This window comes from Clostridium sp. (assembly GCF_040797585.1).
GTDB lineage: Bacteria > Bacillota > Clostridia > Clostridiales > Clostridiaceae > Clostridium_Z.
Genome location: NZ_JBFNEO010000055.1, coordinates 1 through 15,059 on the forward strand (window position 1 = coordinate 1; position 15,059 = coordinate 15,059).

Below are 15,059 nucleotides of genomic sequence, written 5' to 3' on the forward strand. Positions count from 1 at the left end.
CTATTATTAATATTTATAGAATAAACTTTTAAATAATTTTTAATAAAATGTTATTCAAAAATTTATTAAAAATTTAAAATAAACAAGCCATCACATTAATGTGATGGCTTGTTTTAAAACTACATTAATTTAGGATTTATATCCACACTTTATAAGTATCTCTTCTGACCTTTTGGAGTCTTCCTCTCCAACTAAGATTATAGGTCCTGTACATCCCATTCCACTTTCTGAATATATTCCTTCTTTCCAAAGGCTTCTACAAGCATCTTCTAGTTCTAATATATCTATTCCTCCAATAGAGTAGGTTACTACCTTCTTAGGAGGAACCTGTACATCTTCCACTACCTTTTCTTTAATATGCTTTCCTATAATATCTTTAAGTCCTACTTTATTAGCCTTTTGGAACTCCTTATTTGCTATGCTTAAAACTTTATTTTCTGCACAAGTAGCACAGAATCTTAAAGCTTCACATATCAATGGAGATCCTGATGCTCTAGATACTATATTTATAAGTCTATTATAGTTTTCTCCAACTCCTGGACCATATCCAGCTCCTAATGTTTCATAACTTCCTCCTGTGGTATAAGAGGACATTACCTTTACCATAAGATTACCTGTTAAAGAATCACAAACCATTACATCTGGGGTGCCTGCTAAAAGATCGTTACCTCTCATAACAAAGCCTCCATCAGCTCTTAAGGATTCAGTAAAGGATATATCATATCCACTTCCCTTTAATTCCTTTAATATATTCTCTACCTTTCTTGCCCCATCTATATTTAGTATTCCAACCTTAGGATTCTCTATTCCTAAAGCTTTAGCCGTAGCTATTCCTGATATAGTATTCATAACCATACCTTCTACTCTATTAGTAGATGTAGTACCTGTGGTGGTTGCAAGAATCATATCTCTTCCTCTTCCAGGAGTGGTTACCTTACCCACAGTGGAAACCCCTATTGGAAAATCAAAGTGCTGAGTAACGCATCCATCTAATTCCCCACTATCTATCATTTCCACCATCTTTTTATGACCTTCTTCTGCAGTAGAAACAACTACCTTTTCAAAGTTACTATTATTATCTTCTCCTATAAGAACTATATCAAAGTCTCCATATTTATTTTTGCAAAGCTCTGCTGCTCTTATCATTTCATCTTGTCCATGTTCAGAGCCTATAGTAGTTAAACCTATTCTAACTCTTTTTTTAAAGGTACCACTTTCAATGCCTTTTGCTATATCATTAAAGACCTCTGCAATCATACCTTTTACATTGTTTTCTTTCATAATTAAAGCACCTCCTTAATTTTTCATTAAGTAAGCTGCAAAATCCTTCATTGCCTCTGCAACCATAGACTTAACTTCTTCTTTAGAAACTCCCGCTTCTTCCTTACTTAAGCCATTATTCTTTTCAACAACTATGGATACTCCATCAAATAAATTAGTCATTCTTCCAAGGAATAAACTACCCTTACCAACTATCATAAAGTTTTCAAGGCTTCCATTTAATATACTTTCTCTTCCATGTCCAACTATTGGAACTCCTGATGGTATGTGTCCTTGAGTTGGCGCATATCCAGGATATCCATGGTCCTTAACAAAGTTTGGAAGTTCCTTTCTTTCAAGTTGTCCTTTCTTAACTGCTAGAGCTCCTATCATTTTATAGTTTTGAGTTGGAACATCTCCCGCTCCTGCTGGCTCTGTAATATCTGGAGTTTGCATTTCTGGAGCAAACTTATTTATATCTGTTATCTTAAGCCCTGCCTTATCTAAAGGATCTAAAACTAGAGCTTCAAGAACAGCCTGTGGAGAAGCACCATGTCCTATTGTATGTCTTCCAATTATGTCAGTTCTAAGGATAGGATTTACTCCATCATTTTCACTAACTAAGAGTGCAAATCCTCCTAAACAATCTTCAAGAACTGGTATATTCTTTTCTACATGGCTCTTACCATTCATTCCAAGTTTTGCAGTAGCTCCTCCAGCAACAACTAATACATTCTTATATATACCAGACTTAACTAAAGACGCTGCTGTTATTAAAGAGTGAGTTGGTGCTGCACAGAATCCTCTAAGGTCAGCTCCTGTAGCACTTTTAAGTCCTACAACTTCTCCTATAGACTTAGCTATATTTCCTCCCCCTCTTTGGTTCATATCTCCAACTGCTTCTTCTGAACATTCAACTATATATTCTATATCCTCAATATTTATATCATTATCTTTTAATAAATTTAATGCAGCCACAACTCCTGAAGCCTTAACTGCTAAGTTTTCAAGAAGTACGTGAGCTGAAAGGTTCTTATCATATTCATGAGCCCTTTTAACACAACCTACTAATTTCCCATTATCATATAAAGGTACCGCTATATTAGAATTTATTAACTTTTCTATCTCTTCTAAATCTACTCCCTTTTTTATATCCTCAGCCTTATTTTTTAGCAGTGGATGATTACTTATCTTCTCCCTAACCATTTCTGTAAAACTTTCTTCAAGAAGAACTAAATCGAAGGCATCTGATAACTTCATAACACCATAGAACTCATCTTGAGGCATTATTTCTCCAAATTTACCAAATCTATTTGCACCTTCTACTTTCTCTCCATGCCAAGGTCTTTTTCTTTCTCCTAAAGCATCTGGAGTCATATTTCCTATATATGTCTGATTAGGTGCATAAGCAACTACCTCTTCAAAACCTCTTATAAACTCAGGAAGCTTTTTTAAGTATTCTGATTCTGGATGACTCTCTCTTTCAACAGTTTGAGTTGTTCCATCATGTATTATCATGTCTGGAGTGTTAACCAAAATATATGATGCCTTTTTTATTACTGGAAAATCCATTGTTATAACCCCCATTTTTATAAAATTCTTAATTAAAAGCTAAAAACTAAAAGCATAGTGTTTTTAACTTATATTTTTTAACTTTTATTCACTTATTTTAATATATGTTCTTTAGGTGAAAGGAAATGCATCCATTAAAAATTCTAAACAAGACCTAATTTGATTTTTAACTAGGCTCCATTTATAGAAGCCTAGTTAATCTATTTATTACTTATCAAATACAGTTTGCTCTTCTATTTCTGTCTCTAAAGCTTTTAAAGCTCTTGATGTTAAGTTATATCTTAACTCATATTCATCCTTAGCTCCTAAAGCTGGATTTCCAAGTGGGTGAGGAATTGCTATTGTTGGAACTATTCTATTTGCTCCAACAGTCAAAGATATTGGTACTACTGTACACATGTGTACAACTGGAAGTACTCTTTCTATTTCTTTAACAAGTGTTGCACCGCAACGCGTACAAGTTCCTCATGTGGAGGTTAAGATAACTGCATCTACTCCATCAGCCACAAGCTTCTTAGCTATTTCTTCTCCAAACTTTTTAGAGGATGCAACTGCTGTTCCATTACCTACTGTTGAATAGAAATATCTATGAAGAGATCCTATCTTACCTTCCTTCTCCATTTGTCTTAAAACGTCAACTGGTATTACTCTATCAGAGTCAGTGTTTGCATAAGTTGGATCATAACCACCATGAGCAGTTTCATAGGTTGCTGAGGTTAAATCCATAACTCCTTCTATATCATACTCACCATATTTAGATGCTGAAGATGATTCTATATGATCAGGATTTCCCTTTGGAACAGTACCTCCTGATGTAACTATAGCAACTTTACACTTCGTTATATCCTTTATTGCTGGATGAGGATCAACTCTATCAAATACTGGCATTTTGAATTCAGTTATAAATTCCTCTCCCTTAAGCTTTTTAACAAGCATATCAACTGCTCTTTTAGATCCTCTTTCTTCTGCAAAGTAGTTCTTTCTTATTCCTCTTTCTATATATCCTTCTTCAGATGGTAATCCTATAGTTTCTCCCTTTCCAAGCTTTAATGCAAGGTTTGCAATAGCTGGAAGAGCTGTTCTCATACCTGCTGCACTATTTCTTGTTTCCACAATATATAAGTGCTTTTTATACATATCAGCTCCTGGATTCTCATTATACATAGCTGTAAGTACTGGTATATTAAGCTGATCTTCAACTTCCTTAGCCATAGTTCCACAAGCAACTCCATATCTTCCTGCATTAAAAGCTGGTCCTGCTATAAATAGGTCTGGCTCATATTTCTTTACCATTTCAAGGATTTCCGCCTTAGCTTCATCTATGTTTTCATTGAAATAAGAGTCTCCACATATTATAGTAGCAACAATTTTTGCTTCTCCCTTAAAAAGCTTCTCAAGCCCCATTCCTGGTCCTACGAAGCCCTCTCTTACCTCAGGCTTAACATGGGCCATTTCTTCTCCACCAATGTTAGCAAAGAACTGATTTATATAATGAACTATTTTTATCACTTAATGTCCCCCCCTATTTTGGAGTAATAACTTAAAATTACTCTTTTTGATCTCTTATAGCCTTAACCTCTTCAATTATGCTATCCACTTCTAAAACCATTTCCATCATTCCACATTGCTCATCATAAATAGTTGCATCACACTCATCCTTTATTTCTGGCTCTACCACGTGGTAAACAGCTAGGTTTAGTGCAACTCCAGCTAATGGGCCTGCATAGGTTGGGTCTCCTACAACTACAGTTTCCGCTGATAATCCAGAAGCTTCTGCCTCTGCTCCACCTAAAACAACAACTACATTTTCTGCACCATACTTATCAGTAAGGTCTTTTACTCTTTGTTGGATCTCCAGATCCATAGCACCTGCAGCTGTTCAGACAAAGCATTCTGTTGAGGCAAATATAACCTCTGCTCCTGCACTTTTTACACAAGCTTCTATAGCTGGTCCTGGTATTCCATCTCTATCTCCAATTGCAATGACTTTTTTTCCTTCTAACATAACTTTACCTTCCTTTCTAAAAAGCTAATTTTTCTTAAAGTTTTACTTAATTTATTTATTTTAAATTAATGGGGAAATTTTTATTTTAATATCCTTTTGCAGTTAAATAATTAAATCCAACCTCTGAAGTAGCTCCAGTTATAACCTGTATCTCTGCATTTATTGAACCATCTTCTCTTAAAGAACCAAGATATCCTCCAGCTATTACATTAGCTACCTCTGGATGACCTATAACCTTTTTCATTGGTGGCAATGTAATAACCTCATTAGCATTGCCTCCTGTAACAACTGCATCACCCTTTGGTGTTGAATCTGCTAAGGATTGAGAGCTACCATCTTGTCCAGCATACTCGTCTGTTACAAGAACAGTCTTTATACCCTTTGCAGAAATTTTATTACAATTCATTACAAGGTCTGCATCAGGATTTCCAAAACCTTCTTCAGATATTATAACTGCATCTGCTCCTAGGAACTCTACAAGCTTAGCTGTCATATTAGAACTTCTTTCTTTATCTGCAAGGTATACGTTTTCGTTAGTTATTATACATCCCAAGAAATTATAATCTTTTCCATGTCTTTCATATAAATCTTCTATTATAGGATGATTCATATGAACATAGCTTGGATTCTTATCACAAGCAGAAACACAGTTTCCTGAAACTATAGCTCCATCAAAAACTTCTGTTGGATATATAAATGTTGGTATTATCTTCTTAGCATCTACTCCGTATACATAAGTATCATGAAGTAATCCTTGGGTTTGGAGCATATAAACATATACTACCTTTGGAAGATCTGGATACTGATTTACTTGCTGAAGTAATGGAAGAGTTTCAAAGGTCTTAACCTCATCTGGCTCTACGTTTTGTCCAGCTTTTCCAAGATATACAGCAGCCTTAAATCCTATTATTCTAACTGCCTCTTCATGGTCATGTTGAAGTATTCCTTCCTTAGGCTCTGCTATAATAACTAAATTATTAGTTTTTGAGAAAGGTGTATACTTAGCTCCCTCTCCAGACATGTCCACAATACCTTCTTGGAATCCAACTATCTTACCTGTAGTAACAACAGCTGCTCCTTTTAAAACATGAGTTCTTCCTGATCCAACAGTATCTACCTTACTTATGAATCCTGGGAATATTCCTCCATCTCCTTCTACCTTAACCCTTGGCTCTATTACATCCTTCACAGGGATGATTCTAACCTCTTCACCTGGTCTTGCAATGTCAAAGTCTATACTTTGAATTCTCTCATCACCCTGAACTTCGCTTAATAGTTCTTCCTTATTTACATAAAGAACACCATTTAAAACCTTAGTTTCTTCTCCAAATTGGATATCTTTTATGAATATATTACCAATCTCTAGACGCAAAGCGTTCACCTCCTATAATAATAAAGCAACTGAAATAAAGTAGTTAATCAAAATAGTAATTTTTAAGTAATACAGGTTTTAATAGTTTAACTATAGTGAATTCTTAATACTCATATCACAAAATAAACTATTATAATGACCACCTATCTTTATAAAGGTGCCTAAGAGCTATATTTAATCTAGAAAGGTATTTACCTTTCTAGATTTAAACCTTAATTAAAGAGCTTCATAAAATCCTTTTATAAAGTTTTCAACATCCTCTATTGTACTTATTTTATCTGGAGTTATAGTTTCAGCTTTCTCTCCATTCTTATAAATAATCATTGTTGGTAATCCTAAAACCTTTTGGGATATAGCAAGTCTTCTTGAACCACCTATATTTAACGAAGCAAACTTTATCTTATCTCCATACTTTTCCTCAAGACCATGTACTCCTGGCATTAAATCCTTACATATTTCACATTTATCTCCCCAGAAATCAACAAATACAGGCTTTTCACTTTGAAGCACTTCCGCCTCAAAATTTTCTTTATTTAGTTCTAACATTTGTCAAACCCCCAATTCATAATATTTAGAATTTTTATTTTAAATATTTATTTAAAAATATTGCGAACATTTTGTCTATTATTACCCACAATAAAATGTGAGTAATACGAGTTTTTATTCTTCAAAAGCTTCTTCAATATACTTTTCAGCTATTGTAGCTGCTATAGCTCCATCTGCAGTAGCCGTAACTACCTGTCTTAGAGTCTTTTCTCTTACATCTCCTGCAGCAAATATTCCTGGAACATCACATCTCATATCTTCATCTGTTATGATGTCTCCTCTATCATTCATCTTTATTTTACCTTTGAATAAATCTGTTATTGGAAGATATCCTGCAAATACAAAACATCCATCTACTGTAAGATCTGAAAGCTCACCTGTTTTTACATTTTTAATAACTAAACCTTCTACGATTCCATCACCTTTAGCCTCTTCTACTACAGTATCAAATAGTATGCTTATCTTTGGATGCTTTTCAACTTTTTCAACTAAATATTTAGCACCTCTAAATTCATCTCTTCTATGAATTATTGTTATCTTATCTGCAAACTTTGTTAGATATAAAGCCTCTGTTAAAGCTGAGTCTCCTCCACCTACAACAGCAACTTCTAAGTCAGTAAAGAAGTCTGCATCACAAGTTGCACAATAAGAAACTCCTTTTCCTCTAAGTTCTAATTCATTCTTAAATCCTGCAAGTCTTGGATATGCTCCTGTAGCTATTATTATAGTTTTAGCTTCAAATTCTTTATTCTTGCATTTTATTTTCTTTATCTTTCCTTCAACTTCTACTTCAAGAACCTCATCCTTTACAAACTCAACACCAAAATCCTCCGCTTGCTTTCTCATTCTCTCTACAAGAGCTGGTCCTGTACAGTCCTCCATAGATCCTGGATAATTCTCAAGCTCGTCTGTTGTAGCAGTTTGTCCACCAAACTTTCCTCTTTCTAATAATAATGTGGACATCTTTCCTCTTGATGCATATAATCCTGCAGATAAACCTGCTGGACCTCCTCCAATTATAATGGTATCATATATCTTTGACATTATATTCCTCCTATCTATGTTTTATTCTGTTATATTCTATATCTATAAATATATTATAACAGAAAATTATTATTAGTTAATAGCATTTTGAATCAAATCATAATCAATTAATTGAAAATCCTCTAAAATATTTTGTGGCCAGTTAGGTATACTAAAATCCTTTATGAATTTTAATGTGGTGGCAATGGTATTCTCAATTATTGTTAAAGAGTCCATATCCATGTCCTTTTTTTCCTTAGAAATTACTACAGTTCTATAGGGTGTTTCATTAGGTTTTATACTACTCATTAGAGGATGAGTTAAAAGTTTATGTCCTAAATGAATATAATCTCTTACTTTATTTAATAATGTAATCACATCTTCGTCTATATATTCAACCTTATAACATGAATCAAATCTTTCTTTACTTAGAGGATTGTTAGTTATAATCATCAATGTTTCTCTCATAGTCTTGTCCTTTCTGATAGATAAATTGAAAATAACTTTAATCATTGTTAAATAAAACACAATATCCTACTACAAAAAAACAGAGTCCAAAGCCTTAGCCTTAGACTCTGTCATATAACCTGAGAGCTTTACTCCTTCGGTGCTTAACGCTTTTCAGAGTTGTGTCACTTCCCGGTACTTTTGCCTGAAAATTTCATAATATGTCGGCACATATTATTTGTTCCTTCGGCTATCACTATACAGTAATCATCTCCCGAAAACTTCATCCACACTTATTAAATTCTTTCTTTAACCTTATTATATACTATTCTTGACGTAAATTCTACATTTTTCAGAATTTTTGGTATTATTTTAATTTATCTAATATTACCATATTTAATAACAATTAGCAACCCCATTGACCTTATCTATATATACTATAGATTTTTCTTATAGTGATTAATAATTTTCTATAAAGAAGATTCCCGCTGCGTTAGGGCCTGAATGAGTACCAACAACACATCCCACTTCACATTCTACAAAGTCTATATTTTTTTCCTCTAACTTTTCTTTTAGGGCATCATATATATCTTCACTAGAAGCATTTAAAAGTATCACTGGAGTTCCAGGCTTTACGTCTATATGATCTAAATAATCCACTATGTGCTTTAAGGCCTTTTTACTTCCTCTAATCTTCTCAATAACTGCCATCTCTCCATCTTTAACGCAAAGCATCAGCTTTATACCCAGCATATTCCCAAGGAATCCTGCAGTTTTTGAAAGTCTTCCACCCTTAACTAAGTGATCTAAAGAGTTAAAAGACAACATGCTTTTAACATGGTTTTTTCCTTCCTCAACTATATGAGCTATTTCTTTAAAATCTTTTTTCTCCTCTTTTAATATAGAAGCAAGTATTACTAAAGATCCAAGCCCTGCTGTTACATTCTGCGCGTCAATTATTTCTATGTCTTCACTCTCAAGCATTTCTTTAGCTATACAAGCAGATTGATAAGTACCACTCATTTTAGAAGAAAGGTGTATAGATATAATTTTATAACCCTCTTCTAAATATCTCTTATAGCAATCCAAAAATCTTTGAGGATTAATTTGAGATGTAGTTGGAAAAATTCCATCTTCACTTATCTTATGTAATAAGGAACTAAAATTCATATCTACTCCATCTAAGTAGCTTTCTCCTCCAAAATCAACTATTAAAGGAATAACCTCTATGTCATACTTTTTTATAATTTCTGAGTTTAAATCACATGTGCTGTCCGTTATTATTTTTATTTTATCCATGCCTATCCCCCTTAATTATTTCATATCTGGAAATCCAAACTGCCTTATGGCTTCATAGGCAAAGATGGCTACTGTATTAGATATATTTAAAGATCTTGTGCTACTTTCAAGCATAGGTATTCTTATGCATCCCTCTGGTCTACTATCTCTTATATAGTCTGGTAATCCACTAGATTCTTTTCCAAATATAATAAAATCTCCTTTGTTAAATGATGCCTCACTATAGAACTTCTTACCCTTGGTAGTAGCAAAATAAAAGGTTCCTTCTTTATACTTATTCTGGAAATCCTCAAAACTTTCATGAATTTCTAAATCTAAGTACTGCCAATAATCAAGACCCGCTCTTTTTAAATGTTTTTCATCTAAACTAAAGCCTAAAGGCTTAATTAAATGCAATTTTGAATTTGTAAGAACGCATGTCCTTGCTATATTACCAGTATTCTGAGGTATTTCCGGTTCAAATAATACTATGTTTAAATTCATATTTCTCCTCCAAACCATTATACAACCTTAAACATATCCAAAGTAAAATAACTAGTGGAAATGGAAGTACCTTCTGCGTAATAGTTTAAGTATGTATGCCCATAAGAATTTTACTATAAGAGTATTATAATTATAGAGATTTACGCAAAATGTACTAGAATACCAACTAGTTTTTTGAAGATGCTAAATTATATAATTAGTGTTTCTTCAAAAGTTATACCTTATTTAAAATGTGTACATATAATTCCTAACATAAAACCTAATTTTTTAGATATATAATATAGTATATTATTTTTATGTATTTTAGTAAACATATAGTATATATCTTTAATATTTAATAGAAGGAATCTTTCTTCAGATGGTGTTTTTTCTACTATCTGAAGATTAGATGAGTTAATCTAGGGGCATAGCAACTGTAATACCCCCTTTTAAGAGGATGGGGGTATTACAGTTCCTAGCCATCAGATAAATATTATGTTTCGTCATTATTATTGCAAATATGACTATTAGTCTTCATTTAAAATGAACTTTTCTATAGCTTTTGCAACTCCATTATTTAAATTAGTATCTGTTATATAATCCGCAGCCCCTTTTGCCTCCTCTGAAGCATTTCCCATAGCTATTCCAAGTCCAGCATATTTCAGCATTGATATATCATTTTCATTATCACCAATACAAATTACTTCCTCTTTCTTAATTCCATAGGTATTTGCGATAATCTCCACTGCTCTACCCTTTGATACTCCCTCTGACATAATTTCAAAATTATTTGGGAAAGAGCTAACAACCTCTAATCCTCCAAGATTTTTAACTTCATCCTTAGCTTTTTTAAGCTCTATTAGTTTTTCGTCCTCTATTACTATGGCCTTTATAATGTCCTCTTCATATTTATCAAATATTTCTTCCAAAGTCCCCTCAGGAACTACTTCAATATTTACTCTACCTTCCTCTGGTAAGTTTTTATTGAACTCCTGATAATTTTTAGCAGAGAAAAGCTCGTTTTCTGCAAATACTGTATTAGGTGTGTGGAAAGTTACATTTAGACCATACTTTCTACATACATTTAATATTTTATTGCAGTGTTCCTTTTTAAGTATAGATTTATATATAATTTTATCCTCATCCTTCTCTCTTATGAAAGCCCCATTAGAAGAGATCACAGGAGTTTTAACCTCTAAAAGACTTGCATAGTAAAAAGCTGAGCTATGTAATCTTCCTGTACAAACTGCAATTTTTACTCCCTTAGCACTAGCTTTTTTTACTGCCTCAATATTCTCTTTAGATATTTCATGTTTCTTACCTAAAAGAGTTCCATCCATGTCTGTGCATAATAATTTATACATCATAAATGTAAATTCTCCTTCCTTCATCTCATGTTTCTAAATACTTATATACTTATTATTATATCAAATATCTAAACCTATGTAGTGATTATATTTTATTCTGTATTTGAAAATTAGATTTTTGAATAATTTCTAGGTGGTAGTATCCTAGCGTTTAGTTAAAAATATTATATACTATTTCCACACTTAATCCTTGGATCTTAACTTATACATGTATTTAAACTCTTTAAAGTCTTAGATTTTAAGCAGTACACAAGATAATTTTTGAATCAAAAACCCTATAATGATTTAGCTGTAGTTATAAAGTAAAATACAAATTTCTATAAAAAACACGGGTATCTATACATGAAAATCACTAAAATTTCCATGTATAGATACCCGTAAAATATAAATCAGTTAAATTTTTTCTTGCATTTAAATTAAATACTTATATAATATATAATTTAAAAAATTACTTCTACTTCTAATATACTTTTCTATAAAGTCTATAAACTCTTCTCCTTTTATCTTGGATGTAGTATCCCCATATATCTCCATTTGAGCTTTCATAAGAATTTTCATCATTTCTTCTAGAAGCTCCTTATCTTCAATACTATTTACAAACTCAACATCTGTATCATAGGAGTTTCTAACTATCCCTATAGACTTAAGTCTTTTTTCTCCATAACTATATAGAGTTTTTCCATTTCCTTTTAATTTTAAGATCCTTATTTTATATATATTTCTTAAGGCCTTAAAGGATATATAAGAAAAAATACCTATTAATATTAATGTGAAAATAAGATTATAATCTATATCCCTACTCTTTTTAACTTCCTCTTTTTTTTCATCCTTATCCTCTTCTTGTTTCTCTTCCTTTTCTAATTCTAGATCCTTGTCTTTCTTATCTTCATCCTGTTCTTTTCTCTTTTCCTCCACCTGTTGTGGATTTTCTACTTTTTCCTTCTCTCTAACCTCTCTAAGAGTTGGACTCGGATCCATAGTTGTCCATATTTCTCCTTTTGGATCCAATAGAACTTCCACCCATCCATGAGCATCCTCATTAGTAACCTTAAATTTATTTTTATCTGAAGAATCATACGGCATCTTAAATCCTTCTACATATCTTGCTGGAACTCCCACTGCCCTACTCATCATAGTTAAAGCTGTAGCAAAGTATACACAGTACCCCTTTTTTTCTTGAAATAAAAAATATTCAATAAAATCTGCACCCTCAGGTACCTTTGAAACCTCTAAGGAATAAGGATAATTAGTCTCTAAATACCTCTTTATCTTCTCAACCTTCTCATAGTTATTATTACTTCCTTTTATTATCTCCTTAGAAAGATCAACCACTGAAGTTGGGAGATTAGATATATCTAAATAATCCATATTCATAGAACTTGATGACATACTATTAGATGCATTTCTAATATGTGATTTTATTCTCTCTTCTTCATAATAATCAAAGGAGTATTCTTTTATATCTTCATTATAGAAAAGGTCATATTTACTAGCATATAATGTATTTTTAGGTAAATCTCCATTGAAAGAATACAATGGAGCAAACATAGAAATTATTTCATCACTCTTTGGATATACTTTTATAGATTTCTTATTTAAAAAATCTTTGTAATAGGAATAGTTATTATTCATCAATTTTTTATTAGTATCAAATTTTTTTAAAATCTTAAAACTACTATCCCATCTATCTCCTAAATATAAGTCTTTAACACTTCCCCTTAGATATAGTCCACCAATTTCACTCTCAACCTCTAATATTTCTTTATTAGATATATTAATAGGTCCTCCTAACTTTTTCGAAGTATTAGAATACCCTGAATAGGAAAGTCCATAGTAAGCCTCACCAATTTCTCCTCCATTTCCTTCAGTACCCTTAAGTGTTTTACTTGCCTTTTTTACAATCTCCTTTTCATATTTTCCTTCTCTATGTAAAGGCATGAGATTCACTATAAGAGCAATTATCATAGAACAAGTAATGATATTTATCACTACACTCTTTTTATTTATACTAATTTTAATATGATTTTTCCTTAATCCTTTTATATTAATTTTAAATTCATTTATTCCAAGAAGGCATAAATTTATAAATATAAAATATACTATTACATCTTTTAATACCTCTGAATATCCTATATAGTATAAAAACATCATGGAAGATAAATTAATATATATAATAATATCCATTAATAGATACTTAAATAGGGTAAGAATAAAAATTACTATTAAGGGCCCTATTAAAGTTAATATATATTTATAATCCTCATAGTAAGTAACTTCTCCCATACCTATACTTTCATTTATTTTTCTTAAATTAAATATTACTTTCTCTAAGAAAAAATTATCTAAAGAGTTATTAAAAAATATAATTATTATAATTAGAATTGCTACTATCCCTATTAAAAAGTTAAGTTTATGATTTTTACTTAAACTATTATATAGATAAAATATTATAGCTCCTAGAGAAAAATTTATAATGAGATTTATATAATCTACATCTTCTATTCGGTAACTTCTCTTAAATATTAGAAAGAGGAATCCTAAAGAGAGAAGGCATAGAAATAAGTCTAATATCTTATCTTTGTTAATGATCACTATGCAGCTCCCCCTTTCTTTAGAATATCCTTAAAGCTTAGGGCTCTTATACTGTAATTATCTATATAGCTTTTAATTTTATCATCACAATAGTAATAGTAAATTATAATCTTATAGTCACTTTTTTTAACATCTTCTAAGTACTCTAAAAAATCTTTAAATTCTGTTTCCCCATTACTAAATTTAAACATCATATCATTATAAATATTGCTAAAGGTACCTCTATTTATTATATCTCTGTATCCCTCTTTGTTATTTAACCTTAAGGTGACTTCTAAATCTTCTTCTATAATAATCTTAATTAAAGAAAGAGAAAAATCTATAAGTTTCTCCTCTAATCCTCCATTAGAGTCTAGGGAGTAATTTCCTTTATTCATATTTATAAATAAATCCACATCTTCTCCTAAAGTATTATCAAAGGTCTTTACATAAAGTTCTCCTCCTTTAGCAGTTACTTTCCAATTTATATCTTTTAATCTATCTCCTATAACATATTGTCTTAAGTCCTTTATAGAATATAAATCTTCCTTAAGGCTATTTTTATTTACTATACCTTCTACTAAAATATTCTCAAAATTTAATCCTTCTCCAATTTCATATATCCTAGGATATACAAAAATACTTTCTTCTTTTTTCATAGTAAAAGTTATCTCTACAATAGAGAATATACCCTTTAAAGTTATATGAAAATCTCCTATATCATATACACCTCTTTGCAAAAAGGTAAGATTATATTCTATTTCTTTCTTCTCCCCTATATTAAGGCTTATACATTGTCCTTTAAGATCTTTTTTTACATCAGATATTCCTTTATTATGTAAAACCATATAATTTACAGGGAAAAACCCTTTGTTAAATATTGTAAGTTTAATATCTATATCCTCCCCTGAACATATAGACCTGTCATAAGGATTTATATTTATTATTATGCTTTTATATAATATACAATTAAAAATAAGAGATATTATAAGCAGTATTAAAAATCCATAGAATATACTATTTGCTATATAATCCCCTTGAAAGTAAGAAAAGCAAGTAACTATTATAAAAATTATTATAAATCTTAAACTTATCTTTATTTTAGGCATAATCACTCACCACTGGTACTTTAACC

At 31.4% G+C, this 15,059-nt stretch carries 13 protein-coding genes and 1 riboswitch; all 13 genes read right to left on the reverse strand.

The features are described from left to right. Positions 1–129: 129 nt before the first annotated feature. The gene (gene grdD, locus AB2369_RS05470; RefSeq protein ID WP_367665476.1) at positions 130–1,281 is read right to left on the reverse strand and encodes a glycine/sarcosine/betaine reductase complex component C subunit alpha; all 1,152 of its coding nucleotides are present in this window, start codon (positions 1,279–1,281) and stop codon (positions 130–132) included. Positions 1,282–1,296: 15 nt separating this feature from the next. After that, a complete protein-coding gene (gene grdC, locus AB2369_RS05475; protein WP_367665477.1) occupies positions 1,297–2,832 on the reverse strand; it encodes a glycine/sarcosine/betaine reductase complex component C subunit beta in 1,536 nt (511 codons plus the stop codon). A 207-nt stretch (positions 2,833–3,039) separates the two neighbouring features. After that, positions 3,040–4,341, reverse strand: coding sequence for a glycine reductase complex selenoprotein B (gene grdB, locus AB2369_RS05480; protein ID WP_367665478.1), 1,302 nt, complete (start codon positions 4,339–4,341; stop codon positions 3,040–3,042). A 37-nt stretch (positions 4,342–4,378) separates the two neighbouring features. Then, a complete protein-coding gene (grdA, locus tag AB2369_RS05485; RefSeq protein ID WP_367665479.1) occupies positions 4,379–4,837 on the reverse strand; it encodes a glycine/sarcosine/betaine reductase complex selenoprotein A in 459 nt (152 codons plus the stop codon). Positions 4,838–4,922: 85 nt separating this feature from the next. Beyond that, positions 4,923–6,209 carry a glycine/sarcosine/betaine reductase component B subunit gene (locus tag AB2369_RS05490; protein WP_367665480.1) on the reverse strand — a complete coding sequence of 429 codons (1,287 nt, stop codon included), beginning with the start codon at positions 6,207–6,209 and terminating at the stop codon, positions 4,923–4,925. 216 nt (positions 6,210–6,425) lie between these two features. Further along, positions 6,426–6,755, reverse strand: a complete 330-nt coding sequence (locus AB2369_RS05495) for a thioredoxin family protein (protein ID WP_367665481.1) — start codon at positions 6,753–6,755, stop codon at positions 6,426–6,428. A 114-nt stretch (positions 6,756–6,869) separates the two neighbouring features. After that, complete coding sequence (gene trxB / locus AB2369_RS05500) at positions 6,870–7,799, reverse strand: thioredoxin-disulfide reductase (protein WP_367665482.1); 930 nt, start codon at positions 7,797–7,799, stop codon at positions 6,870–6,872. A 72-nt stretch (positions 7,800–7,871) separates the two neighbouring features. Further along, positions 7,872–8,246, reverse strand: coding sequence for a GrdX family protein (locus AB2369_RS05505; protein WP_367665483.1), 375 nt, complete (start codon positions 8,244–8,246; stop codon positions 7,872–7,874). 162 nt (positions 8,247–8,408) lie between these two features. Then, positions 8,409–8,512: riboswitch (glycine riboswitch) on the reverse strand. Between the two features lie 172 nt (positions 8,513–8,684). Then, the gene (locus AB2369_RS05510; protein WP_367665484.1) at positions 8,685–9,524 is read right to left on the reverse strand and encodes a DegV family protein; all 840 of its coding nucleotides are present in this window, start codon (positions 9,522–9,524) and stop codon (positions 8,685–8,687) included. Positions 9,525–9,539: 15 nt separating this feature from the next. Beyond that, positions 9,540–10,007: a tRNA (cytidine(34)-2'-O)-methyltransferase gene (locus tag AB2369_RS05515; RefSeq protein ID WP_367665485.1), complete on the reverse strand. Its 468-nt coding sequence runs from the start codon at positions 10,005–10,007 to the stop codon at positions 9,540–9,542. A gap of 506 nt (positions 10,008–10,513) precedes the next feature. Further along, positions 10,514–11,353 carry a Cof-type HAD-IIB family hydrolase gene (locus AB2369_RS05520; protein ID WP_367665486.1) on the reverse strand — a complete coding sequence of 280 codons (840 nt, stop codon included), beginning with the start codon at positions 11,351–11,353 and terminating at the stop codon, positions 10,514–10,516. Between the two features lie 411 nt (positions 11,354–11,764). Next, positions 11,765–13,945 carry a transglutaminase-like domain-containing protein gene (locus tag AB2369_RS05525; protein WP_367665487.1) on the reverse strand — a complete coding sequence of 727 codons (2,181 nt, stop codon included), beginning with the start codon at positions 13,943–13,945 and terminating at the stop codon, positions 11,765–11,767. Then, positions 13,945–15,033 (reverse strand): DUF58 domain-containing protein, encoded by a 1,089-nt coding sequence (locus AB2369_RS05530; protein WP_367665488.1) that lies wholly within the window; start codon positions 15,031–15,033, stop codon positions 13,945–13,947. The genes AB2369_RS05525 and AB2369_RS05530 overlap by 1 nt, the downstream gene beginning before the upstream one ends. Positions 15,034–15,059 lie beyond the last annotated feature (26 nt).

What these genes read in the sequence shown, in the direction of transcription:
- AB2369_RS05530 (WP_367665488.1), bottom strand. Translation starts at nt 15,033, where the DNA reads ATGCCTAAAATAAAGATAAGTTTAAGATTTATAATAATTTTTATAATA.
- grdC (WP_367665477.1), bottom strand. Translation starts at nt 2,832, where the DNA reads ATGGATTTTCCAGTAATAAAAAAGGCATCATATATTTTGGTTAACACT.
- trxB (WP_367665482.1), bottom strand. Translation starts at nt 7,799, where the DNA reads ATGTCAAAGATATATGATACCATTATAATTGGAGGAGGTCCAGCAGGT.
- grdD (WP_367665476.1), bottom strand. Translation starts at nt 1,281, where the DNA reads ATGAAAGAAAACAATGTAAAAGGTATGATTGCAGAGGTCTTTAATGAT.
- AB2369_RS05515 (WP_367665485.1), bottom strand. Translation starts at nt 10,007, where the DNA reads ATGAATTTAAACATAGTATTATTTGAACCGGAAATACCTCAGAATACT.
- AB2369_RS05510 (WP_367665484.1), bottom strand. Translation starts at nt 9,524, where the DNA reads ATGGATAAAATAAAAATAATAACGGACAGCACATGTGATTTAAACTCA.
- AB2369_RS05495 (WP_367665481.1), bottom strand. Translation starts at nt 6,755, where the DNA reads ATGTTAGAACTAAATAAAGAAAATTTTGAGGCGGAAGTGCTTCAAAGT.
- AB2369_RS05520 (WP_367665486.1), bottom strand. Translation starts at nt 11,353, where the DNA reads ATGATGTATAAATTATTATGCACAGACATGGATGGAACTCTTTTAGGT.
- AB2369_RS05505 (WP_367665483.1), bottom strand. Translation starts at nt 8,246, where the DNA reads ATGAGAGAAACATTGATGATTATAACTAACAATCCTCTAAGTAAAGAA.